19 protein-coding genes and 3 pseudogenes are annotated in these 24,692 nt (G+C 27.6%); 4 read left to right on the top strand and 18 right to left on the bottom strand.

The window, feature by feature from the left end; genetic code table 11:
• Positions 1–45: 45 nt before the first annotated feature.
• From H2277_RS05490 to H2277_RS05430, 14 genes and pseudogenes are all read right to left on the bottom strand, one after another.
• The gene (locus tag H2277_RS05490) at positions 46–936 is read right to left on the bottom strand and encodes a PDC sensor domain-containing protein (RefSeq protein ID WP_337201348.1); all 891 of its coding nucleotides are present in this window, start codon (positions 934–936) and stop codon (positions 46–48) included.
• A 2-nt stretch (positions 937–938) separates the two neighbouring features.
• Positions 939–2,708 (bottom strand): UDP-N-acetylglucosamine 4,6-dehydratase (configuration-retaining), encoded by a 1,770-nt coding sequence (gene pglF, locus H2277_RS05485; protein WP_337201347.1) that lies wholly within the window; start codon positions 2,706–2,708, stop codon positions 939–941.
• Position 2,709: 1 nt separating this feature from the next.
• The gene (gene pglE / locus H2277_RS05480) at positions 2,710–3,870 is read right to left on the bottom strand and encodes a UDP-N-acetylbacillosamine transaminase (protein ID WP_337201346.1); all 1,161 of its coding nucleotides are present in this window, start codon (positions 3,868–3,870) and stop codon (positions 2,710–2,712) included.
• A gap of 591 nt (positions 3,871–4,461) precedes the next feature.
• A complete protein-coding gene (locus H2277_RS05475; protein ID WP_337201344.1) occupies positions 4,462–5,049 on the bottom strand; it encodes an acetyltransferase in 588 nt (195 codons plus the stop codon).
• Positions 5,036–5,638 carry an undecaprenyl phosphate N,N'-diacetylbacillosamine 1-phosphate transferase gene (pglC, locus tag H2277_RS05470; RefSeq protein ID WP_337201343.1) on the bottom strand — a complete coding sequence of 201 codons (603 nt, stop codon included), beginning with the start codon at positions 5,636–5,638 and terminating at the stop codon, positions 5,036–5,038. The genes H2277_RS05475 and pglC overlap by 14 nt, the downstream gene beginning before the upstream one ends.
• The gene (locus H2277_RS05465) at positions 5,631–6,761 is read right to left on the bottom strand and encodes a glycosyltransferase family 4 protein (protein ID WP_337201342.1); all 1,131 of its coding nucleotides are present in this window, start codon (positions 6,759–6,761) and stop codon (positions 5,631–5,633) included. Before H2277_RS05465 ends, pglC begins: the two co-directional genes overlap by 8 nt.
• Before the next feature lie 11 nt (positions 6,762–6,772).
• Positions 6,773–7,660 (bottom strand): annotated as a pseudogene (locus H2277_RS09305) (peptide-binding protein); the annotation flags it as partial.
• A 42-nt stretch (positions 7,661–7,702) separates the two neighbouring features.
• Positions 7,703–8,914: pseudogene (locus tag H2277_RS09300) on the bottom strand (STT3 domain-containing protein); the annotation flags it as partial.
• Positions 8,915–8,917: 3 nt separating this feature from the next.
• Positions 8,918–10,015: a glycosyltransferase gene (locus H2277_RS05455; protein ID WP_337201340.1), complete on the bottom strand. Its 1,098-nt coding sequence runs from the start codon at positions 10,013–10,015 to the stop codon at positions 8,918–8,920.
• Positions 10,003–10,932, bottom strand: a complete 930-nt coding sequence (locus H2277_RS05450; RefSeq protein ID WP_337201339.1) for a glycosyltransferase family 2 protein — start codon at positions 10,930–10,932, stop codon at positions 10,003–10,005. The genes H2277_RS05455 and H2277_RS05450 overlap by 13 nt, the downstream gene beginning before the upstream one ends.
• The gene (locus H2277_RS05445; protein WP_337201338.1) at positions 10,925–12,001 is read right to left on the bottom strand and encodes a glycosyltransferase; all 1,077 of its coding nucleotides are present in this window, start codon (positions 11,999–12,001) and stop codon (positions 10,925–10,927) included. Before H2277_RS05445 ends, H2277_RS05450 begins: the two co-directional genes overlap by 8 nt.
• Positions 12,002–13,696 (bottom strand): ABC transporter ATP-binding protein, encoded by a 1,695-nt coding sequence (locus tag H2277_RS05440; RefSeq protein WP_337201337.1) that lies wholly within the window; start codon positions 13,694–13,696, stop codon positions 12,002–12,004.
• Positions 13,690–14,676 (bottom strand): UDP-glucose 4-epimerase GalE, encoded by a 987-nt coding sequence (gene galE, locus H2277_RS05435; RefSeq protein ID WP_337201336.1) that lies wholly within the window; start codon positions 14,674–14,676, stop codon positions 13,690–13,692. Before galE ends, H2277_RS05440 begins: the two co-directional genes overlap by 7 nt.
• 61 nt (positions 14,677–14,737) lie before the next feature.
• Positions 14,738–15,529: a 3'-5' exonuclease gene (locus tag H2277_RS05430; protein WP_337201335.1), complete on the bottom strand. Its 792-nt coding sequence runs from the start codon at positions 15,527–15,529 to the stop codon at positions 14,738–14,740.
• A 65-nt stretch (positions 15,530–15,594) separates the two neighbouring features.
• Here H2277_RS05430 and waaC point away from each other — a divergent pair, with 65 nt between their 5' ends.
• Genes waaC through H2277_RS05410 form a run of 4 tightly spaced genes read left to right on the top strand, consistent with a single transcriptional unit; the run spans position 15,595 to position 20,103 of the window.
• A complete protein-coding gene (waaC, locus tag H2277_RS05425; RefSeq protein WP_337201334.1) occupies positions 15,595–16,623 on the top strand; it encodes a lipopolysaccharide heptosyltransferase I in 1,029 nt (342 codons plus the stop codon).
• Positions 16,613–17,500 (top strand): lipid A biosynthesis lauroyl acyltransferase, encoded by an 888-nt coding sequence (locus H2277_RS05420; protein ID WP_337201333.1) that lies wholly within the window; start codon positions 16,613–16,615, stop codon positions 17,498–17,500. Before waaC ends, H2277_RS05420 begins: the two co-directional genes overlap by 11 nt.
• A complete protein-coding gene (locus H2277_RS05415) occupies positions 17,500–19,050 on the top strand; it encodes a glycosyltransferase (protein ID WP_337201332.1) in 1,551 nt (516 codons plus the stop codon). The genes H2277_RS05420 and H2277_RS05415 overlap by 1 nt, the downstream gene beginning before the upstream one ends.
• Entirely contained in the window at positions 19,051–20,103 is a 1,053-nt protein-coding gene (locus H2277_RS05410; protein WP_337201331.1) for a glycosyltransferase family 4 protein, read from the top strand.
• Here the strand turns inward: H2277_RS05410 and H2277_RS05405 are convergent.
• The 4 genes and pseudogenes from H2277_RS05405 to H2277_RS05390 all read right to left on the bottom strand — a co-directional run.
• A complete protein-coding gene (locus tag H2277_RS05405) occupies positions 20,092–21,321 on the bottom strand; it encodes a glycosyltransferase family 8 protein (RefSeq protein ID WP_337201330.1) in 1,230 nt (409 codons plus the stop codon). The genes H2277_RS05410 and H2277_RS05405 overlap by 12 nt on opposite strands.
• Positions 21,309–22,262, bottom strand: a complete 954-nt coding sequence (locus tag H2277_RS05400) for a glycosyltransferase family 2 protein (RefSeq protein WP_337201329.1) — start codon at positions 22,260–22,262, stop codon at positions 21,309–21,311. The genes H2277_RS05405 and H2277_RS05400 overlap by 13 nt, the downstream gene beginning before the upstream one ends.
• Before the next feature lie 227 nt (positions 22,263–22,489).
• Entirely contained in the window at positions 22,490–23,524 is a 1,035-nt protein-coding gene (locus tag H2277_RS05395; RefSeq protein ID WP_337201328.1) for a glycosyltransferase family 2 protein, read from the bottom strand.
• 19 nt (positions 23,525–23,543) lie between these two features.
• Positions 23,544–24,692 (bottom strand): annotated as a pseudogene (locus H2277_RS05390) (hypothetical protein); the annotation flags it as partial.

The following is a 24,692-nucleotide window of genomic DNA, read 5'->3' as shown; positions in this document are numbered from 1 at the left end:
TAATTTCATTAAACCTAGTAAAAGATAATTATAACATTTTTTTCCTTAATTATTCTTATATTTTACTGCAAATAAATATATACTGAGTCCTATTAAGAGAAGATTAATTCCTCCGATAAGATAAAATACATAAAGCATTTGCGATAAATCACTTGAAACAAGTTTAAAGACAAGCATTAAAGCTTCTATAGCTAAAGCTATAATAATAGATCCTAAAAATCTTACCATGGTCTTTTGAATTCCATTAACCTCTTTTTTTGTTTTTCCAAAAACTTCTTCTTCTATAATTGTTTTCGTTAAATCAAAAATAGCCAAAGCTAAAGTTATAGCAATAGTACTTTGAAAAATAATCTGTATTCCAACTTTTTCTTGAGGATGAAATAGACTAAACAAGCCTTTTTGAAACAAAAAACAAGTGATAATAAATAAAACCACAGCAAAACAAAAATAAATCACTCGACTAAAATAAGTAAAAATAGTTTCAAAATAGCCAGACTCTATCATTTTTAAAATATTTGCCAAGCTAATATCAATACAAACAACAAATAATAAATTACTGTTATTATCATAGATGGGCATTGAAGCAGTGACACATAACTCATTATTTAAAATTGAAGGATAAGGATCACTAAGAGTGCATCGTTTAAGATTAACAGCTCTATAAAAATAAGCCTTGGAACTCTTATCTTCTCCATCGCCTATTTCATATTCTTTTTTTAATGCAATGGCATTTCCAATTTGTCTTCCAGAAGTGTCAAGTATATATAAAGCATCAAAAACTGAAACATCGTGCTCAATTTTATCTAAAGCAGCACGTATACTTTCAAGACGAATATTAGGAAGTTTATTGGGTAAATTTCTTGTTAAAATATAAGTCATGTAGGCTCTAGCTTTATAACGATTATCCTCAAATCTTTGCATGTCTTTAATAAACATGTTTAATTACCTCCAGCATTATGCCTAAATTCAGGCACTATTTCTTTTAAAAGATTAATTATATTTTGATTTTGTTTAAGTCTCTCAATTTGTAAATTTAAAATATGTAAATTAATTTTTTCATTTTTTACCACAAAAATACTTTCATACTTTGTTTTAGCATCATTTTCATCGATTAAAAGTTCTTCAAAAAGCTTCTCCCCTTTTCTAAGTCCTACAATTTTAATTTCCAAATCAGGACGATTTGAAAGCAAAAGCATTTTTTTAGCTAAATCCATAATCTTAACAGGTTTTCCCATATCAAGCACAAAAAGTTCCCCACCTTTTGCAATAGCTCCAGCCTGCAAAACAAGTTGCACCGCTTCATTTACAAGCATAAAATAACGCACGATATCAGGATGAGTTAAAGTTAATGCTTCTCCATTTTCAATTTGAGCTTTAAATTTAGGAATCACACTTCCGCTTGATCCCAATACATTACCAAAACGCACACAAGCAACTTCAAAATCAGAACTCGAAGAGCTTAATGTATAAAGTTCGCAAACTCTTTTAGTACATCCCATGACACTTGTTGGACGTACAGCTTTATCTGTGCTAATCATTACAAATTTCTTAACACCATTAGCTTTAGCACAATCAGTTAAAATTTTTGTTCCTACTATATTATTAATTACAGCAGCATAAGGATTTTGCTCACAAAGTGGGACATGCTTATAAGCAGCGGCATGTAAAATCAATTCGGGTTGATATGTTTTTAATGCTTTATCAAGGGAATCTTGATCTAAAATGCTCATCATTAAAGGAGTGATTTTTTCTTTAAAATTTTGCAACTCCTCATTGATTTTATAAAGATTAAATTCACTATGATCAAGCATTATAAGATGTTTTGCGCCAAATTTAATACATTGTTTGCAAAGCTCACTTCCTATGGTACCGCCTGCCCCGCTTACCAAAACAACCTTATCTTTTAAAAATGCTGCTACAGCTCCATCATCTAAATCTTTTGGTTTTCTAGCTAAAAGATCTTCTATGCTGATATCCCTAGTTTTATTTTGAGTAAAAGAAAATATCTTAACATCTATAATTCCATAATTTATTAACTCTTCAAAAAGTTTTTTTAAAGATTCTTGCTCTAGTTTTAATGCAATAATAGCTGTTTTAACTCCATCGCGAACATATTCTTTGATTTTGCTTTTATCTTGAACAATAAATTTATCGCAATAAGTTCCTATAAGCTCTTTTCTCTCATCAATCACTCCAACAGGATAAAATCCTAAACTCCCCTCTCTTGCACCTTTTAACAAATGCAAAGCCTTAGAAGTTGCCCCTATAACAATACAAGGATTTTCTTGCTCGGCTTTGGAAGATTTAAAATCTACGAGCATTCTTTTACTGATCCTTAAAGTTCCTATAAACATATAAGATATAACAAAATCAATCCCTATAACACTTCTTGGAAAAGGATTAAAAAAATCACTAAAAAAATAAAAAATAATCAAAAAACAAAACTCAGCTAAAGCTAAAGCAAAAAAAATTTTTCTTGCCTCACTTAAAGAAAAAAATCTCCAAGCAACTTTATAAATTCTAAAAATAAATAAAAAAGCTATTTTTAAAAAAAGTAAAATAATTCCTGCTTTAAACATTCCTTGATAAAAAATATTTGCAATATCCCCACTAAAACGCAAAGAAAAAGCTAAGTATATAGAAAGAGAAAATAAAACAATATCAAAACATAAAAAAAAGATTAATCTTTTGCTTTTGTAAAAATCCATATCATTCCTTTATACTTTTAAGGATTAATTCTGAAATTTCTTTTACATCATTTTTTTTCATAGCTGTTCCACTTGGTAAGCAAATTCCTTTTTGAAAAAACAGCTCACTATTTCCATTGATATAAGCCTTACAATCTTTAAAAACTGCTTGAGTGTGCATAGCTTTCCAAAGAGGACGTGTTTCAATCTGCTCTTTTTTTAAATCATTTATTAGTTTAGAAATTTTTGGATGCAAAGGTATGTTTTTTTGAGAAATATTGATATTTTTTTCACAAGAATTAAGTTCTTTTGCATCAAAATCAATCAAAGCAGTACTTAGCCAACGATTACTTCTTGAATCTTTTAATTCATCTAAAAAAGTTAATTTATCTCCTAAAAATTCTTTATACCAATTATAAACTTCTCTTTTTTTAAGGACTCTTTGTTCTAAAACTTCCATTTGCGCTAAACCGATAGCACCTAAAACATTGCTCAATCTATAATTATACCCATAATCTAAATGTTCATAATGCAAACAATCTTCTCTTGCTTGAGTACTATAAAATCTTGCTTTTTCAACTTTTTCTTTATCTTTGCCAATAAGCATACCGCCACCTGAAGTTGTGATGATTTTATTACCATTATAAGAATAAGCTCCAAATTCCCCAAACGTTCCCAAAGCTTTTTCCTTATAAAAACTTCCCAAAGCTTCAGCGGCATCTTCGATTAAAATAATATTATTTTCACTACAAATTTGCATAATCTCATCCATCTTCGCAGAATTTCCATAAAGATGAGTTAAAATCAAAGCTTTTGGTTTCTTTTCGCATTCTTTAATAGCACGTTTTAAAAGATTTATATCAAGATTATAAGTTTCATCACAATCTATAAAAATAGGCTTTGCCTTAAGATAGCAAATAGGTGCCACCGAAGCTATAAAAGTAAAAGATGAGGCTAAAACTATATCATTTTGCTCTACTCCTGCAACTCTTAAAGCTAAATGTAAAGCCGCGGTAGCAGAATTAAGTGCCAATGCATTTTCACTCTTACTATATTCTTTAACGCTTTTTTCAAAACGATTTACAAATTCACCTAAAGGAGCAATATAATTACTCTTAAAAACTTCTTCAATATATTTTAATTCATTACCACTCATATGAGGAGGAGAAAGAAAAAATCTCATTTTTATCCTTTTTATAAAAGAGCTTTGTGTTATTACACATTGTATCTAAAATAATTTACCAAAAACCAAACATTAAAAATTCTTTTTGCAACTAAAATTTATTTTTACACTACTTTTAAAGTTTTTTAATCTTCTTTTTATATATACCTTTAAAATACATATTTTTTATATTTAGTTTTTATAATAAAGAGTTGGCGCTTCTTTTTTTGCAAAATAATCAAAATTTCACCGTTTCATAAATTTCTACATCTTCTCGTTTTACAAAATATATTAAAGAAAGATTAAATTTGATAATTATATAAATTCACCTTTGCAATTTGCACAGTATTTCTAAAATTTTTATTTTCCAATTCAAAGAAAAAATGAAGTTGATAAAAATCTCCAAAATTATACGAAATTGCTAAAAATATAACAATAGTAATATATTTTTTTACAAGTTTACTGGTATTAAAATTTAAATTCACTTTAAGACTAAAAGATTTTTATGTTTTAGAAAATTTTTCAAAGGGAAAATATAGCATTATAAGATAAATTTATAAGGATACATCCTAAAGATGAAAGATGTGCTAAATCATATTCTACAAATCTCATCTATATCCTTCTTGCAGGTACTCCTACAAAAACACCTTTTTCATTTTGACTTTTAATCAAAGCTGATCCTCCACCTAAAATACTATCATCAGCTAAGCTTAAATTTGGCAAAACACAAGAATTAATCCCTAAAAGACAATTTTTTCCTATTTTTACATTACCCGCACACTTAGCCCCAACACTAATGTGTGAGAATTCTCCAATTTCGCACTCATGTTCGATTACACTTGAGGTATTTAAAATAACTCCTTTTGAAATTTTTGCTTTTGCATTTACCACAACATAAGGCATGATTAAAATTCCAGCATCTTCTTGTATAGAAGCACTAGAACTAATGATCGCATTTGGATGAATAAGATTGACTATTTTAAAACCACTTTGGGAAACTTTTTCAAAGAATTCTTTTCTTAATTGATTATTTCCTATAGAGATAAAAAAATCATATTTTTCTAAATTTGGATCAAAAGGCTTTGCCTTAAAATCATCTAAAAAAATACATTCTTTATAACCTAAGCTCAAAGCGACATCTTTGCAGACCAATCCATGCCCACCTGCACCATAAATGTAAATTTTTTCAGTTCTTACCATTGAATTTCTCTGTAGTAACATGACCTTCTTTACTCACTCCGCTTCTTTTCAAAACTTTTAAAGCAGTTAAAAACATAATCTTTAAATCAAATAAAAAACAAAGATTTTCTACATAATAAACATCAAGCTCGAATTTTTTCTCCCAAGAAATAGCGTTTCTACCATTTACTTGCGCCCATCCTGTAATACCTGGACGCACATTATGGCGCAATTTTTGTTTTTCATTATAAAGAGGCAAATACTCTACCAATAAAGGGCGAGGTCCAACAAAACTCATATCGCCTTTTAAAACATTAAAAAGCTGCAAAAGCTCATCCAAACTTAAAGATCTTACAAGTTTTCCAAAAGCCTTTAAACGCTTTTCATCTGGCAAAAGCTCTCCTTTCTCATCTCTTTCATCACTCATCGTTTTAAATTTATAAATTTTAAAAATTTTTTCATTTAAACCTGGTCTATCTTGAGTAAAAATAACACTTCCTTGAGTTAGTTTTAAAAGCAAAGCCGTTATAAAAATAATTGGAGAAAACAATACAAGTAGAAATAAAGCTAAACAAAAATCAAAAATTCTCTTAAAAAAATGATTATACATTGCTAATTGCCCTTTTATAAATTGCCAAATAATGCTGCGCTATGGTATTTTCATCATATTTTAAAGCATCCTTAGCTGCATTTGCGCCTAAATTATCTCTTAATTTTTCATCGCTCAATAAAAGTTCAATCTTATCGCTTAAATCTTTAGCATTTCCTGTTTGAAACCAAAGTCCATCATAGGCATTTGAAATCGCCTCCACACATCCTTCACAATCACTTACCACAATAGCTTTTCCACAAGCCTTAGCCTCTAAAACACTCACAGGAAATCCTTCTTTATAGCTTGGCAAAACAAAAATATCACAATTTTGTAATAATTCTACTATATCATTTCTAGAACCCAAATAATGCACACAACCCGAATTTAAAAAATCCAAACTCGCACAAGAAGGATTATCATCCCTTCCACCTACTAAAATAAAATTAGCTTGTTCTTTTAGCAATCTTGCACTCTCATAAAATTCTTTAATTCCTTTATGCCATAAAGCTCTTGCTATCATTAAAATAATGGGTTTTTCACCGATACCAAAATTCTTCCAAAAAAATCTTTTTGACTCATGATTTATTTTTATAGGGAAAAATTTTTTAAGATTAATACCGACTGATTTAATGATGAAAATTTTTTCTTGCTTAAGTCCTAAATTTCTCATAAATAAAGCATTGCTTTCATTCACAAAGATAAAGCCATTAGCAAGCTTAAAAGAAATTTTATATAATAAATTAATATTCCATCTTATCATCTTACTTTTAAAATTATCATCGATGTAAAAAGAACCAAGACCTTCTACTAAGCCAAAAATATATTTAATTTTGGCTAATTTAGCAGCCATAATTCCAAAAGTATTGCTTTTATGTGCAGCACACTGAATAAGATCTAAATTTAAATTTTTTAATACCTTTTTCAAATGAAAGAAATTTTTAAAAACCACGAAAGGATTTAAACTAGACCTTGAAAAATCATAAATAACAAGATTTAAATCCAATTTTTGAAGTTTTTCTGTATATTCATCCTTTGGAACTATGATAAAAATTTCATGACCTTGTTTTTTTAAAGCTTTAATAATTGGCATTCTAAAATGATAAATACTTGCCCCTGCATGAGATAAAAAACCTATTTTCATATCAATAAAACCTAAATTTTTAATTTAAAAACTTTAACATCTTGTGTGTTAATTACCAAATCAAACAAGCTCTTATCATAATTTCCTAAAAAAAACATTTGTACAAAAGCACTATTAAACATAGTCTTATCCATTAATATAAATTGTATGTATGGAATTGGACTATTTTTAATATAAAAAAGATAATATTGTCCATTCGGATCAATTGGAATTTCTTTATAATCATTTTGCTGCACTGAATTTAACTCTATGAAGCTATGAATCATTGAAACATCATTATTGATTTTTAAACTTCTAAAATCATCGCTCAAAGCAATACCATTGCTTAAAATGATTTCTCCATTTTCCCTACCTAAAGGGTAAGCTGTACTGAAAACAAAAGGCTGATCTAATTTTCCGTTATTAAAATCAATTAAAGAAAAACTAGCAATTGTTGAAAAAATAGACGCCATCCTAAAAGGCATATATATATAAACATCCCTTGTTTTTGGAGTATCGATTTTAAAATCTGGCTTAGATAAAGAATATAAAAACAAATCAACATTGCTCTCATTATAATCTTTCATCATTGCCTGTAAAATATCTTTTCTCAAAAGACTATCATTAGGAGCATAAAAACTTTTTTCCGTATATTCAACGCTCAATCTTGCCATATTAGCCGCAGATCTTTGATCCTTGGTTAAAGCAAATGAAGGAAAGAAATTATCTTTTCCTAAATGTTTACCACCATCAACCAAGGTTTTAACATCACTATAATAACGAATAGGATAGCCATAATCCCACCAAGCCACAACGTAATCTTCCCTATTTGCAATCTTTTTTAATTGATCTAATTGTGTTGCTTCATTTTTAGAAAAAACTGTTGGTGCCCTATAAATATAAATATGAGACAAAGCTGGAGTTAAAGATAAAAAAACAAATAAAATGGCAATGAAATTCACTAGCTTTGCTTTATATTTTTTTAAATTCATCTCTCTTAAAAAATAAATCAAATAACCAAAACCAAAAGCTAAAATAGGAACAGCATAAATTGTAAAACGAAGTCCGCTTTTTAAAGCCAAAAAACCTAAAAGAAGTATAGGTAAACTTAAAATCATACTTCTATGCGAAATAATAAAAAGAATAAAACCGATTATAGAAAATAAAAATACAAATTCGCTGCCGCTGATTCTTTGCATAAAAATATTAAAATCAATACTTTCAACCTCTTGTATAGTTTGATTAACGTTAAAATACATAAAACCATGCGTTAAATTAACGCTTTCATCCGATCTAAAAATATAAAATTTAAGTTGATAGAGTATAGGATCTATTCCCCCGCTGATAATTAAAAAAATAAAAGTGAAAATTCCTAGTAAAATTAAAAATTTTATTTTAAAGTATTCGCTTTTAAGTGCATAAAAGCTAAACAATAAAACAATAATAGAACTTTGATAATACCAGGCAATATTAGGCAAAGTCATCAGCATCAAAATAATACTCATATAAAAAATAGTTTCTTTTCTATGAAAAATTAAAGAATATAACAAGAAAAATCCTATCAAACTAACATTTAAAGTATAGCTTGAAGGGTACCACCAAAGATAAACCCTAACAAAAAATGGCAAACATATCAAAGAAAATAGATCTTTTCTTAAAACTAGTCGTATCATCAAAAATAAAATAAAAAGCGGTAAAACAATGACAAGCATATCTGTGTCATAATATCCGGCCATAGTTCTATTATAATAACTATTAGCTATACTTGCTAATAATGCAGCTATAAAACCAGCAAGAGAACATTTGTATTCATTTGCAATCAAAATAATAGGCACAACAATCAATGAAGATAAAAAAACACTCAAGTATAAAATAATTGTTTCAAAACTAAAAGGAGTGATTTTATAAACCCAATAAGTAAGTGCTGACAAAGAAGCATCATAATATGATAAATCATTAGGCTGATGAAATCCTGCTATCATATCTCTTGCACCTTCTGCAAAAGCATAGCCATCGTTTGAAGTTATCATAAGTTGATTATTAAAAAAATACTCATTAAACTGACTCGCCCAAAAAACCCAATAAAATCTACAAGCTATACTAAAAATATAAGCACTTAAAATCATTAAAAATAAAATTATATAAGGGTTTTTAAAATATTCTTTTTTAAACATACACTATCCTGCTAAATATTCTAGAGCATTTCGCGCAATTTTAATTTTATCAAAATCAAGAGCTCTATTTTTGGCTTTATTTTTATAAGCCTGTCTTAAATTTTCATCCTCAATCATAGTTTTTAAACCTTGAAACATAGAATTTTCATTATCCACTTCCACTAACAATCCAAACTCATCATTTCCAAAAAGCTCTTTAGCTCCGCTTTTATGATCGGTACATACCACAGCACACCCACAGGCCAAACTTTCAATTAAAACATTAGAAAATCCTTCAAATACCGAAGCAAATGCAAAAAATTCGCATTTACTCATATATTTATAAGGATTATTATCAAAGCCTAAAAGCAAGACTTGATTTTTCAAGCCAAGCTCCTGTATCAAATTTTCTAATTCATTTTTTAAAATTCCCTCACCTAAAATAACAAGTTTTAAATTTGTTTTAAGTCTAGCATAAGCACGGATAAGCAAAGCGTGATTTTTTCCCGCATCCAATCTTCCAACGCTTAAAATAAATTTATCTTTTAAAGTAATTGCTTCTTGAGATTTTTTTTCTATATTTTCTAAATCTATAGCATTATATAAAATTTTACATTGTTCCTTTTGGATTTTAAAATTTTGAACTAGATCTTCTAAATTTCCTTTAGAATTTGGTAAAATCAAATCCGCCTTAGGATACAAACAAGAAATCAAAAATTTATTTGCCCAAGAATTAAAATTCTTTTTTTTATACATCACACTTGGAGTGGTACATTCATTGATAACAAGGCGAGTTTTATTACCAAAAATTCTTGCCATTAAAGCTATGTAATTTGGACGATTTAAGAATACAAATTCGGTATTTATATTTAGTTTTTTACATATTTTTTTATATTTTAAAGCCAAAAATGGAAGTTTGATAAATTTTAAAATCGCATTTTCGCTAGGCTTAGAATGTTCTAAAAAATGGATATTACATTTTGGTATCTCATAAGAAATTTTCTCATTCATTAAAATCAAATGCACTTCAAATTTAAGATTTAACATGGGAAGTAAAGTTGCTACAACCCTTTCAGCGCCACCACTTCCTAAGGAATAAATAAAAATTGCTAATTTTTGCATAAACTCGTCCGTATTTTAGATAATTTTTTAATCATATTACTTGGAATTATACTTAAAATGAGTAATATTAGAGCAGGTGTATTTATCTTCATACTTAAACTTTTAAATAAGCAATAATAAAGCTCTTTAAATTTACCTCCAAGTTTTGCATAATATGCCGCCATCTTATAATAACTTGCACACATATTTTTATAATCTTTATCGCCGGTTTGTTCTAACTCATTTTCTAAAATTCTAGCAAGTTCTAAATAACCAAGATAAACTCTAATAGCGTTTTTACTTGCCGCTAAAGTTACACTATCGCTTCTATTTAAGCGATAAATTCGAAAAGCTTGATGAATATAAAAAGTTTTTTCCTTGTATAGATGTATCCAAAGTGTTGCTTCATTTCCATAAAATTCTTCATTAAAATGCTGATTTTTTAATAAAGATTTTTTAAAAATAGAAAAAAACTCTCCGTGAAATTTTCCCATTAAAAAATCTTTCTTATAAAGTTCTTGATCTTTATTTAAACCCTTTCCGCTAAATTCTTGAGTGAGTTTGCCTTCTTTTTCTATAAAACAATTTCCAATAACATGAGAATAACCCTCATCAATTTTTTGCATTAAAATTTCTAAAGCATGAGGTAAAAGCTCGTCATCATCATCTAAAAAGCTTATAAATTCCCCATGAGCATGATCTAAACCATTATTTTTGTTTCCATTAGGTCCTGCTTTGTATTTATCGTTTAAAACATATTTTATGCGATTATCTTGCTTTTGCATTTCTTGCACTATATCTTTTGTTTTATCATCTGAATGATCATCACTAATGATAATTTCTAAATCTTTATAACTTTGCATCTGTATGCTTTTAATGGCTTTTTTGAGTAAATTTGGACGCTTAAAAGTAGGGACGATGATTGAAATTTTAGCCATGAGAAACTTCTTTAATCAATTTTAGCCATTGTTTTTTTATCTCATTAATATCAAAATTGATACATCTTTTTTTGGCATTTTGTATTAAATTTAATCTAAAATCTTCATTTTGCAAAATCCATTCAATTTTTTTTGCCAACATTTCTTCATTATCACATTCTACTAAAATACCATCTTTATTATCTTCGATCAAATCTTTAGAGCCATCATGATACAAAGTTGAAATTCGGCACACATTAAAATACAAACTTTCTATAAGCACAGTTGGCAAACCCTCAACAAAAGAGCAAAGACAAAGTATTTTAGCCCTTTTATAAAGCTCTTTAACATTTTCCACTCTGCCTAAAAATTCAACCCCAATATGTATTTCTTTGGATTTTTTTTCAAGTATAGATCTTAATTCTCCATCACCCGCCACTACAAAACGGTAGTTTTTTTGTATATTTTGATCTAATTTAGCGATTGCTTTTAAAAACATCATAGGATTTTTATTTGCATCCAAACGACCAACAAAAAGAACTAAATTTTCTTTTTCAAAAGAAGAATCAAGTGGAATTTCAGTGCTAAAATGACAAGGGTTTAATAAAAGTTCAACCCTTTTGACAAATTTTTGATAATAAAATTTATCACTACTGCCTAAAACACTTAAAGCATCACAATAAGGATAAGTCAAACGCCTTAAAAATCTCCAAATTTTAGATTTTAAATAAGCTTGATTGCTATGTTCGCTAATAATAAGTGGAGTATTAAGTCCGATTTTAGCAATAATACAAGCGATATTTGTAGTATCCAAGAAAGAAATAAACACATCGCTTGGAGTTTGTTTTAAAAATTTTCTCAATGTAAAAAATTTCTTAAAACGACTTGCAATTTTATGATAAATCGTATCAAATCTAAACTCAGGTAAGGTTTTAAGATTGATTTTATTTTCCAATGGATAAAAAGAGTTTCCTTGGTGAAATTTTATAATATTAACCTCATGTTCCTTACAAAGTGCATTTGCTAAGGTTACTAAAACACGCTCTGCGCCACCTGAGTTTAAAGTCGCTATAATAAAAGTAATTCTCACTTAATCTTCCTTAATTAACTCACCATGCTCTAAACGATAAATACTATTGCAATTTGTTATAGTAGAAAGACGGTGTGCAATGATAATCATCGTTTTATCTTTTGAAATTTTATAAATTTCATCCATGATCTTAGCTTCGCTTTTAGTATCAAGTGCCGATGTCGCCTCATCAAGAACTAAAATTTCAGGCTCTAAATACAAAGCTCTAGCAATAGCTATACGTTGTTTTTGCCCTCCGCTTAAATTACTTCCACCATCTCCAACTTTTGTCCAAATTCCATCAGGAAGATGCTTGGTAAAATGCTCTAAATTTGCTTGTTTAATCACTCTAAAAAGCCTTTCTTCATCAATCTCATCTCCAAAGCTAATATTTTTAGCAATGCTGTCATTAAAAAGATAGATATTTTGAGGGATATAACCTATTTTTTGGCGATATTTTTTAGCGTTTTTAGAATTTAATTCCACTCCATCAACCAAAACCTTTCCTTCTTTTGGACTTAAAAGCCCTAAAATAATATCCACTAAAGTGCTTTTGCCACAACCGCTCTCTCCTATAAAAGCGATTTTTTCACCTTTTTTTATCTCTAAATTTAAACCATTAAAAAGATTTTTTTTACCCTTATAGCCAAAACTTAAATTTTCAAGTCTAAGTTCTTTTTTAAAAGAAATTTCTTCATCGCCTAAATTTTCTTCTTCTTGTTTAAAAATTTGATAAATAATATCCAAAGAAGAACGATAATAAATCAAATCATGATAACTTGTAATGATACGATTTGCACTTGGTATTAAACGATAAAGCGCTAAAACAAAAATAGAAATTGTAGCTAAAATACTAGAAATATCACTTTCATTTTTTAAAACCAAAAAAATCACGATAAAAATAAGGATGCAAAAACCCACACCCTCTAAATAAATTCTAGGAATGGCACTCATGCTTTCATTAGTAATATTTGCTTTAGCAAAAGCTTCGCTTTGAGCTTTAAAAAGATTTAAAATTCCATCTTCTTTAGTTTTAAGTTTAATGAGTTTAAAATTATTTAGATTAGTGTTTAAAATTTCAAAAAAATTTTTCATTGCTTCTTCGCGTCTAAGCCCTGCTTTTTTGATAATAGGGCTTAAAATTTTAATTAAAATCAATGCATTAAAAACCATAAAAATACTTAAAAATAAAGTGATTTTATAATTAATTAAAAGCATTAAAACATAAAGCAATATCACAACAAAAATTTCACTCATCATCAATAAAAATGAAGAAATCATTGTGCTTAGATTATAAACTTCTCCTGTGATGGATTTTAAAATTTCAGATTGATTTTTTTGGGTAAAATTTTCATAATTAATATTTAAAAATTTTGCAAAAACTTTATAGGCGATATTATGATATCTTCCTTTGGAAAATTTAGCCAATAAATGAAAATAATAACTATTTAAAAGAGCCCTTAAAACATAAAAAATAATCAAAACAAAGCCGAAATAAACAATGATTTTAAATGTTGGCAAAGCTAAATAATTTTTAATTTCTATCAAATAGTGATTACGATCAAAATAAGAAAAATCACTCGCTAAAGTGATAAAAGGCATCACTAAAGAAATTGCAAAACTTTCTATAAAAGAAATTAAAACCGAAAAAAAAAGCAAAGAAAATAAAAATTTTTTATCCTCTTTGCTTAAAATGAAAAATAGTCTTTTTAGCACTGTTTTTCCCAATCATAAGCTGATTTGCAGATTAAATCCAAATCATCAAATTTTGGTTGCCAAGAAGTTAAAGTTCTTATTTTTTGTGCATCAGAGATTAAAACACTTGGATCTCCTTCTCTACGAGAAGCAAGCTCTACCTTAAAATCAACCCCAGTTACTCTTTTCATAGACTCAATCACTTCTTTTACACTAAAACCATGTCCATAACCCACATTAAAAATATCACTTTCATGATTTTGCAAATACTCTAAAGCAGCCAAATGCGCACTTGAAATATCATCAACATGGATATAATCTCTTATACAAGTTCCATCTTTCGTATCATAATCATCACCAAAAATAAACATTTTTTCGCGTTTTTTTGCCGCACATTCTGCTGCTACTTTTATAAGTAAAGTTGCCTTTGGATAGCGCTGACCTATATTAAAATCCATACAAGCGCCCGCAACATTAAAATATCTTAAGATACAATACTTAAATTCAGGATGAGCTTTGCTGGCGTCTTTTAAAACCTCCTCGCTCATTAATTTACTTCTGCCATAAGGATTAATAGGTGCTAATGGACTATTTTCACTCACAACTGGAGTTTGAGGTTCTCCATAAGTTGCGGCCGTAGAAGAAAAGATAAATTTATTTACACCTGTTTCTATGCAAGTTTTAATCAAATTGGTCGTGTTTATGGTATTGTTCATGTAGTATTTTAAAGGATTTTGAGTGCTCTCAAAAACCTCTATACTTGCCGCAAAATGAACAATTGCATCAAATTTTTCCCTTTCAAATAAAGATTTTACCTCTTTAAAATCACTCAAATCTAATTCAAAAAATTTAAAATCTCTTATGCTTTGCAAATCGTTGATTGCGATTTTTGATCCCTTGGAAAGATTATCTAAAACACAAATTTCATGATCCGTTTTTAAAAACTGCCTTAAGGTATGAGAACCGATATATCCTGCACCGCCGCTGATAAGAATTTTCATCATTTTTCCTTTCTCTTGATTGCTAATAACTTTTTAAATTTTAATATATTTATTTTAACGATTAAATTTGTATTTTAGAAATTTCATTTTCACACGCTTTGCAAAAGACTTCAACATAAGAACGATCAGCCTTTTTTGTTTTTAAAAATTCACTCATAATATCTAAAAAGCCAACATAATCCTCATCGTTAATATTTGCTTTAATTAGCTCGTATTTTAAAAAAAGCATATAGGTATTTAAAACATCGCTTTCACAATACTCATGAATTTTTTCAAGCTTATCTTCATAGTATAAACTCATCACCTCATCACCATGTACATCATATTTTCCTGGCAAATCAGCCATAGCACAAAGCACATCAAGCTTCATCCCTCTAAACCCTCCAAAGCTTTCAAATAAATCACAATGCTTAAGCTCTGAAAAACGCGTTTTATAATTATTCCATTTATCACTTTGCGTATCAAGGTAATTTGCTGCTTTAATATTGTATTTTAAAGCCCTTAAAACTAACAAAGGCATATCAAAATTTTTTCCATTATAACTGACTAATTTTGGTTCGTGTTTTTCAATAAAAGAAAAAAAATTATAGATCATTTCTTTTTCATTATCACCATCTATTTTATTCACTTTGATAAATTTACCAAAACTATCAGTAATCACTGCGCAAATACTCACAATCTTATGATAAGGCAAAGGCAAAAACTCATTTCCACTTTGTTCTTTTTGCCATTCTAAGGCTTTTAAGCTCACCTCCAAATCATTTCCCTTAAAAGCCAAAGTTTTGCGGATCAAATCGACATCAGGTATGCTCTCACAATCAAAAATACAAATATAACCCTCATTTTTAATCATAGTTTAACCTTCTTTTGTAAAATTATTTGTTAAAATCATAGCAAAAAATTACAATATAGGTTTGAATGAAAATAGCAATCGTTCGTTTATCCGCTTTAGGCGATATTATACAAAGTGCTGTAGTGCTGCAATTTATAAAAAATTTCAAAAAAGATATAGAAATTCATTGGTTTGTAGATGAAAAATTTAAAGGCATACTCAAAAATCATCCGCTCATTGATAAACTCTATGCCCTACCCTTAAAAGATAAGCATTTTTTTAAAAGCTTGAAAATTTTGCTTAAGGCTAGAAAAAACAATTATAATGCAGTTATTGATCTACAAGGACTTATAAAATCGGCTCTAGTGAGTCGAATTTTGAGTCGCAATAATTTTGGCTTTGATCAAAACAGCTTAAAAGAAAGTTTTGCTCACAATTTTTACAATCAAAAACTAAATATAGATTATAATGAAAATGTTTTTGTTCGGTATCTAAGCCTTAGTTCTTTTACCCTTAATGAAGATTTTAATCCAAAAGATTTAGCCTTTAAAAAAGATGTTTTTTGTGTGGATGAAAATTTAAAACAGCTTTTGCATAAAAAATTAAAACTTGATCAAAAAACAAAAAATATACTCATACATGTTGGATCAAGCGTAGAAAATAAAATTTATCCTAAAACAAAAGTTACCCTTCTTTGTAAACTCATCATTCAAGAATTTCCTGAAGCTAAAATTTTCTTATCTTGGGGAAATGTTAAAGAATTTGAATTTGCTAAGGATGTGATCAATTTAAGCGCCATTGATGAAAAAAATATAGAACTTGCCCCAAAATTCAACCTAGAAGAACTTATGGCCTTTACAAAAATGATGGATTTAGTTATTGGCAATGATAGCGGCCCTACTCATCTTGCTTTTGCCTTAAATAGGCCTTCTATTACCATATTTGGAGCCACTCCAAGTTATAGAAATGCCTATAAAACAAACATCAATAAAATCATAGACGCAGGCAAAAAGATCACAAATTCCAAACATATCGATAAAAGTGATTTTTGCATTATGCGTATAGAAGAAGAGGATATTTTAAAACTGATCAAGGAAATTTTTGATGAAAAGTAAAGACTGGCTTTATCTTTTTGCTTATTATATACTTAAATTTTTAGTGATTATCATGCCTGATTTTATTCTTAATTTTTTAGCTTTTGTCGTTGCAAAAATCGTTTTTAAGATCAACCATAAACATCGAAAAATTATAAATACTAATCTTCAAATTTGCTTTCCTGAAAAAAATCAACTCCAAAGAGATGAGCTCTCTTTTCAAATTTATCATAATTTTGCTAATTTTGGATTAGATTGTATTAAAAATCAAAACACAAGCAAAGAAAAAATTTTAAATAAAATTGTGATCGACAATGAAGAAATAATAAATGAAACCTTAAAAAGTCAAAGAGGTATCATATTTACAACCGCACATTATGGAAATTGGGAACTTTTAAGCCTTGCTTATGCTGCTAAATTCGGAGCTATTTCCATAGTAGGAAGAAAGCTAGAAAGTCAAAAAATGGATTCTATTTTGGCTAAAAATCGCACCCAATTTGATATAGAGCTTATCGATAAACAAGGCGGTTTAAGAAAAATGCTAAATGCGATTAAAAATAAACGAGCATTAGGCATACTCACTGATCAAGATTGCGCCGATAATGAAAGCATCCGACTTGATTTTTTTGGTAAAAAAGTCAATTATCAAATGGGAGCTAGTGTTTTAGCCCAAAGAACAAAGGCTTTAATTTTGCCTACTTTTGTATATCAAGCCAAAGATAAAAAATTTCATATCCGATTTTTTAAACCTATAGATCCTTTAGAAAAAAGCGTTGAAGAACTCACGCTTTATCAAGCAAATTGTTGCGAAGAAATGATTAGATTTAAGCCTGATGAGTATTTTTTCTTTCATCGTCGTTTTTCAAGCCATGATGAAACAATTTATAAGGATATTTAATGAATTTAAAACAAATCAGTGTTTTTATCATCGTTAAAAACGCACAAAACACTATACTAAAATGTTTAAATTCCCTAAAAGAATTTGATGAAATCATCCTGCTTGATAATGAAAGTACTGATGATACTATAAAAATAGCCCAAGATTTTCAGCTAAAATACAATAATTTAAAAATTTACAAAAGCGAATTTATAGGTTTTGGGCCTTTAAAAAATCTTGCCTTAAGTTATACTAAAAATGATTGGGTTTTAAGTATAGATGCAGATGAAATTTTAGAAAAAGAATGCATAGAAGAATTAAAAAAGCTTGATTTAAAACCAAACAATATCCTTGCGCTACCGAGAAAAAATCTTTATCAAGGAGAGTGGGTTAAAACTTGTGGGTGGTGGCCTGACTTTGTTTGGAGAATTTTTAATAAAACACATACTCATTTTAATAAAAATTTAGTCCATGAAAGTCTAGAAATCTTTGAAAATACAGAAAAAATTTATCTCAAGCATGGACTTAAACATTATGCTTTTAACAATATAGCTCATTTAATTGAAAAAATGCAATATTACTCCACCTTATGGGCTAACCAAAACTTACACAAAAAAAGCAGCATTTGCAAAGCCAATCTAAGGGTAATTTGGACTTTTATAAAAAATTATTTTTTTAAAAAAGGCTTTGTTTATGGCTATAAAGGCTTTATAATTAGCATTTGCAATGCCTTAGGAGCTTTTTTCAAATATATGAAATTATATGAACTACAAAACAAAAAACCAAAAAATTGTGCACTAATCATCACTACCTATAATCAAAAAGAAAGACTAGCTCTAGTTTTAGATAGCGTCAAACACCTTAGCTTAATGCCTGATGAAGTTATTATAGCTGATGATGGAAGCAAAAATGATACAGCAGATTTAATCAAAAAATATCAAGAAAACTTTCCTTGCGAGTTAAAACACATTTGGCAAGAAGATTTGGGATTTCGCGCATCAAAAAGTCGCAACAATGCCATAAAAGCGTCTTATTGTGAATATATCATTTTAATTGATGGAGATATGATTTTAGAAAAAGATTTCATAAAGGATCATTTAAAATTTTCTCAAAAAGGTTTGATTTTACAAGGTTCTAGAACCATTTTAAATGAAAATGAAAGCGATAAAATTTTAGAAAATCAAAATTTTAAACTAGCTTTTAATAAAAAAGGATTTAAAAATCAAAAAAATAATTTCTTGGCTAAAGTAATTTATAAATTTTCAAAAATTGATAAAAAAATCTTTAAAAAAACAACGCTAGTTAAGGGTAGTAAAACATGCAATATGAGTTTTTATAAACAAGATTTTGAAGTTATAGAGGGCTTTAATGAAAATTTTATTGGATGGGGTAGAGAAGATAGTGAATTTGTTGCGAGATTTTTATTTAGTAATGGAATTTTTAGAAGAATCAAATTTAGCGCCCTAGCCTATCATATCTATCATCAAGAAAATGATAAAAATATGCTACAAGGCAATCATGAAATTTATCTTGATACTATAAAAAATCAAAAAACCACTTGGAGAAACTAAATGAATATTTTATTGCTCATTGGAGATATCACTATAGGCGGAGGAGCAGAACGTGTTGTAGTTAATCTTGCTAACGCTTTTTTAGAGTATGGCTACAAAGTAAAAATACTTAGTTTCTATAAAGAAAATGAAAATATAGCTTATGAAATAGACAAAAATATAGAAATTGATTTTTTAAATTTAAAATCACAAAAACAAATGAAAAAAAATCTTTTTTATAAAGCATTTTACAAATACTATGAAAGTTATCTTTTAAAGAAAAAGTATAAAGACATAGACATTATGATTTATAATAATTGTCCGCAATTTCCTCTTTTTAAAAATAAAAATACAAAATACATTCATTTTGTACATTCACATTTTAAAAAATACAGAAAGAAAAATAACTATTTTGATACCTTAATTGTGCTTTCAAATAAACAAATCCATCTTTGGAGACAACATCATAAAAATGTTTTCACCATTCCTAATTTTTTACCTTTTATCTCATCAAAAAATAGCGATCTTTCTCAAAAAAATGTTCTTAGCGTGGGTAGATTTACCCCTAATGATGAGAAAGGATTTTTAAGACTTATAGAAATTTGGGAAATCGTCCAAAAAAATGATACTTATAAAGATTGGACTTTAACTTTAGTTGGAGATGGAGATTTAAAAGAAAACATTAAAACCTTAATAAAAGAAAAAAATCTTGAAAATTCCATCCTCTTAAAACCATTTACCAAAGAGATTGAAAAAGAATATTTAAAAGCAAGTATTTACGTAATGACTAGTCATTGGGAAGGTTTTGGTATGGTTTTAATAGAAAGTGCAAGTTATCAAATTCCTAGCATAGCTTTTGATATCAATACAGGGCCCAGCGATATCATAGATAATGAAAAAAGTGGATTTTTGATTAAAGATGGAGATTTAAACGAATTTGCTAATAAACTTTGTCTTTTGATGGATGATGAAAATTTAAGAAAAGAATTTGGAAAAAATGCCAAAGCTAAAGTTGAAGAAAATTTCAGCAAAGAAAAAGTAATGGAACAATGGAATGAAATTTTAAATTCTTGATTTAAAATGATATTTTTTAAAATTATAAATCATCTTTAAGGCTTTTAAATAGACCCCAAAAAAATCTTTCTTATGTTTTCTAGCGTGTAAAATACTTTCACCAAGCATACAACAAAGCCCAAAAATATCATCATTTATTTTAGATGTTTGATCCATATAAAATAAATCTTTTTTTGTGCTTTTTACAAGGCAATAAATCTTAAAAAGATTGACTTTTTGTACACTTCTTAAAACCTCGTATCCTAAACCGGCATAAAGCAAATAATCCTTAATATCTTGCTTTTCTCTAAGCAATTCTTCGCCAAAAACAGGTGTTTTATTTGCCATATTCCACCAATATTCATTGATATTATTACTCTTGTAATCAAAATAAGATTTTAAGAATTTCCAAGGTTTTTCGCCATAATGAAGAATTTTTGGATTTTTAAGCGCCTCATTAAATTCTGCCCTTGTATAATTGAGACGATTTTTTTTCTCATCTTTGCAAATGGTATAAAAAAAAGTGATAATATTAAAATTATAAGCAAAATCAAGTTTATGTCTTAATCTTGTTTCTATTGTAGCATTCAAAAGATCTTGATCGGCTGCTTTTATATAATAGCACTTGCTTGCTAGTTCTTCACATTTTTGCTCGATACTGTGCTTTTTGTATTCTTCTAAATTGATCAACAATAATCCCGAATTAAAATAATTTTCATCAAAATAAAAAATTTTCTTTTTATCGTTTTCTTTAAATTTTATTTTTGATTTTTTAGAGCCAGGATCCCCCACAACCCCTACTATTTTATCTTTTAAATTTATAGAAAAAAGCTCCCTTATGTCGCACATGCAAAGCATGTCAGAGTCTAGATAAAGGCATTTTTTTATACTTTCATCAAAAATAGAACTTAATCTTAAGCGATAATAAGGCAATTTTAAACTATATGCAGCACCACTCGTAGGAAAATTTTCAAAATCTTCATCATTTTTTATATGTATGATAATTTCACATGGAAAAATTTCATTTAAAGCATTTTGTAAATTTAAAAGTTTTTCTCTAGTTTTATCGCTTACAAAATTACTCAATATATGAAAAAAATACTTTTCATTTTTTATATTTGAATTTTTATCAAAATCTTGATTTTTTTTATTTTTGTCTGTATTTAAGATAATACTTGTTATCAAAACTGATGTGTATTTTATATAATTTTCATCTGCGCTAAAGACTAGATGATACATTTTTTTTCCTTTAAAATATCTTTGGCTAATTTAATATATTTTTTCATTTTAATCTTAACTATTTTTCTTTTGATTTTTAATGCAAACTTTTTAAGAAAATTTTTTGCCAAGTACTTATAGGTTAAATCAATTTTATGAATATTTAAATTGCAAATAACAAGCTGAAAAAAATAAAAATAGTCTTTGTTTAATCCTTGAGAAAAAGTAGTGATTTCTTTTTCTACATATATTAAATCGTCTACGCTATTTTTTATTCTTTGAGTATCTTTTTTTTCTCTCGTAATCGAACAAGGATTAAAAGCATAGCAATATAAAGCTTGATTGGTTAAACAAATATTTTTAGTATTGGCTAAATACAAACAATTAGCCAATACATCTTCTGCCATAGAGATTTTTTTATAATTTTTAAAATACATTTTTAAAGAATTTAGATAAAGATCTTTTTTATAAATTTTATTAAATATGGGATTAAAAATTATAAAATTTAAATGTGTAACAATAAAAAATAAAAACTGTTTTAAATCCAAATTTAAATTTTTGTCCCTGAAAGAGTAATCAACCAAACCCCAATTTTCCATTTCTGTCTTGTAATTAAAAACTATTAAATCTTTATCTTCTTTCAATAAATCAAATCCAGCTTCGCAAGCATTTAATTCCAAATAATCATCCGGATCTAAAAACATAATATAAAGTGAATTTGAATTTAAAACTCCATTATTTCTACTTGTAAAGGTTCCTAAATTTTTTTCATTATGGATAATCTTTATTCTCTCATCTTTTTTAGCGTATTCTTTAGCTATATCTATGCTTTTGTCATTGCCACAATCGTCCACAACTATGATTTCTATATCTTTAAAAGTTTGATTAATACAACTTTGTAAAGCTCTTTCTATATATGGTTCTACATTATAAGTTGGCAGAATGATTGAGATTTTAGGCATTATTTTTCCTAATCTTTTTAAAAAGAGCAATTTTAATCCAAAAAGCTATGAAATAGCTAATAAAAAGGAATTTAATTGATTTAAAGTTCAGTAAAAATTTCATTTTATTCTCTAGTTTAATCTGATACACTTGACTTACTAAATCATTTTTTATATTAAAAATTAAGTTTAAAATATTAGTTAATTTATAAAACATCTTGCTTCTTAAAATATAAACCAACAATAAATTAATTACCAATTTTTTTATAAATCTTATATTTAAATCTAATAATCTTTTTTTTAATCTTATGAAAAAAACTATTATTATAGCTTTTTTCAGGATTTTTAACAATACACCAAAGCTCTGATAATTCGCCATAGGTAAAATATTTTTTATTTAACTTATCATAAATTGACAAAAAATCTTGTGAAAATTTATACAAAAAATCTAATTTATACTTATCATCGATACGCCCTAAATTCCATAAGTATACTTTAAATTTAAAATAATAAAAAACATCTTGCAATCTTCTTTTAAGCTCTAAGTTTTTATCAAGAAACCTATCCAAAAACTCAAATTCATCACAAACATAATACACTTTATCTTTATTTTTAATCGAGGCATTTTCGTTATCTTGTCTATAAAAATAAAATCCTTCCTGATGAAAATAAACACTTGAAGCCAAACTTAGAATTTGAAACCACAATCCTATATCCTGATAAGAAGCCCCCTCTGTTTCATTTGCTCTTATATTATATTTTTTAATAAAATCCATTTTATAAAGACTGGATTGATTCATATTCCAAGAATTTGCAATTATGCTTGGATTTAAATACGCATTAGTTTTTTTATTGTATAAATCTTGATCATAGCACACAGGAAGATTGTTAAAAACTCTTTGTTTTTCTCTATCTTCAAAACCAACAAAGTCAGATTTAACCACTTGACAATCATGATTGCAAGCTAATGTATAAAGTTTTTCACACATATCTAATTTTATATAATCATCGCTTTCAACTATTGTGCAATATTCTCCCTTAGCTATATCCAATCCACTATTAAAAGCTGCTCCCAAGCCAGCATTTTTTTTATGGATGACTTTTATTCTTTTATCTTTTAAAGCATACTCATCACATATTTTTCCACAACTGTCAGTCGAACCATCATTGATTAGTATAATTTCTATTTCTTTTAATGTTTGATTTACAACACTATCAAGACATTCTCTAAGGTATTTCTCTACATTATAAATAGGAATGATAATTGATACCAAAGGCTCCATTAGAAATTATCTCTTTCAACTATTGGCTTTGTTCTTGATATTTAAATTTTTTATAAAGCTTTAACGCCTTAAAAGGAAAAGCTAAAAATCTTCCTTTGTACCACTCTTTAAAACCCTTTATTAAAGCCTCTCCTAGCTTATAAGCGTAACTCTCTCTCAGCTTTAAACCCTCTTTATAATCTGGATACTTTGTTAATTCTGGCAATATAGTTTTTACTCCAAAAGCCTTTTTTTCCTGCGTATATGATATCACAGTCGCTAGTAAAAACATAGGCATAAATAAAATACCAAAAAAAGATTTAGAATTAATAACCATAATTTGTCCAAGCCTGTATGCAAGATCATTTTGAATTCTTGCTTTAGCCGTGCCATACTCATCATTAAAATATGCTATATCAGCAATTAAACCTGATATAAATTTTAAATTAACATCAGAATTATCCGAAAACTGAAATATTTTTTTCAAAGATAAATACAAACCAGGCTCATAATAGCTATTGCCAAAATTTAGCATCCCTCTCCTCCAAACTTTCATCTCGTTTGAAAAAATTTGCATAAGCAAATCTTTATTTTTTAAATTAGAGTGCATAAAAAAATCAAAAACAACAAAAGCTACCAATAAAAAATTACTTAAACTATAATATTCATTGTATACGGAATATTTTTGATCAAATAGATTAAAAGCTTTTGTATAATCTTCTAATCTACAATGTGGGATGTGTGGTTTTTCATTGCAATGATTCATATTACTACCTTTTCTTATGCGATAGTAATATAATTTTTCTGTAAGTATATAGATATTATTGCATTGGGCAAATAACATTATTCCAAAAGTAACATCATCATGTCGCATAATTTGATTAACATATTTTAAATGAATTGATTTTAGAAAATTAAAATCAACCATACCTTGCCAACCAAACCATAAACCCTTAAAACCTATTTTGAGAATATTTTTAAAAAAATCTTCCACACTTATTTTTTGATTTTCTTTATATTGATACTCTTCAATTAAAGATGCAATAGGTTTAATAGGAATATTTAACTTCTTCATATTTTTTTTATAACGTCGTTTATTAATGTAAGATGCAATAGGTTTAATAGGAATATTTGATTTTTTAAAATCATTAAGTTCAAAATCAAAGCCATCATAAAAATCATAAAAATC

Source organism: Campylobacter sp. W0014 (assembly GCF_020135975.1).
GTDB lineage: Bacteria > Campylobacterota > Campylobacteria > Campylobacterales > Campylobacteraceae > Campylobacter_D.
This window is presented reverse-complemented; position numbering and strand designations above follow the sequence as displayed.

Excerpts from the sequence above, each read along its gene's own strand:
- H2277_RS05490 (WP_337201348.1), bottom strand. The coding sequence starts at position 936 with ATGTTTATTAAAGACATGCAAAGATTTGAGGATAATCGTTATAAAGCT.
- pglF (WP_337201347.1), bottom strand. The coding sequence starts at position 2,708 with ATGGATTTTTACAAAAGCAAAAGATTAATCTTTTTTTTATGTTTTGAT.
- pglE (WP_337201346.1), bottom strand. The coding sequence starts at position 3,870 with ATGAGATTTTTTCTTTCTCCTCCTCATATGAGTGGTAATGAATTAAAA.
- H2277_RS05475 (WP_337201344.1), bottom strand. The coding sequence starts at position 5,049 with ATGGTAAGAACTGAAAAAATTTACATTTATGGTGCAGGTGGGCATGGA.
- pglC (WP_337201343.1), bottom strand. The coding sequence starts at position 5,638 with ATGTATAATCATTTTTTTAAGAGAATTTTTGATTTTTGTTTAGCTTTA.
- H2277_RS05465 (WP_337201342.1), bottom strand. The coding sequence starts at position 6,761 with ATGAAAATAGGTTTTTTATCTCATGCAGGGGCAAGTATTTATCATTTT.
- H2277_RS05455 (WP_337201340.1), bottom strand. The coding sequence starts at position 10,015 with ATGCAAAAATTAGCAATTTTTATTTATTCCTTAGGAAGTGGTGGCGCT.
- H2277_RS05450 (WP_337201339.1), bottom strand. The coding sequence starts at position 10,932 with ATGGCTAAAATTTCAATCATCGTCCCTACTTTTAAGCGTCCAAATTTA.
- galE (WP_337201336.1), bottom strand. The coding sequence starts at position 14,676 with ATGAAAATTCTTATCAGCGGCGGTGCAGGATATATCGGTTCTCATACC.
- H2277_RS05430 (WP_337201335.1), bottom strand. The coding sequence starts at position 15,529 with ATGATTAAAAATGAGGGTTATATTTGTATTTTTGATTGTGAGAGCATA.
- waaC (WP_337201334.1), top strand. The coding sequence starts at position 15,595 with ATGAAAATAGCAATCGTTCGTTTATCCGCTTTAGGCGATATTATACAA.
- H2277_RS05420 (WP_337201333.1), top strand. The coding sequence starts at position 16,613 with ATGAAAAGTAAAGACTGGCTTTATCTTTTTGCTTATTATATACTTAAA.
- H2277_RS05415 (WP_337201332.1), top strand. The coding sequence starts at position 17,500 with ATGAATTTAAAACAAATCAGTGTTTTTATCATCGTTAAAAACGCACAA.
- H2277_RS05410 (WP_337201331.1), top strand. The coding sequence starts at position 19,051 with ATGAATATTTTATTGCTCATTGGAGATATCACTATAGGCGGAGGAGCA.
- H2277_RS05405 (WP_337201330.1), bottom strand. The coding sequence starts at position 21,321 with ATGTATCATCTAGTCTTTAGCGCAGATGAAAATTATATAAAATACACA.
- H2277_RS05400 (WP_337201329.1), bottom strand. The coding sequence starts at position 22,262 with ATGCCTAAAATCTCAATCATTCTGCCAACTTATAATGTAGAACCATAT.
- H2277_RS05395 (WP_337201328.1), bottom strand. The coding sequence starts at position 23,524 with ATGGAGCCTTTGGTATCAATTATCATTCCTATTTATAATGTAGAGAAA.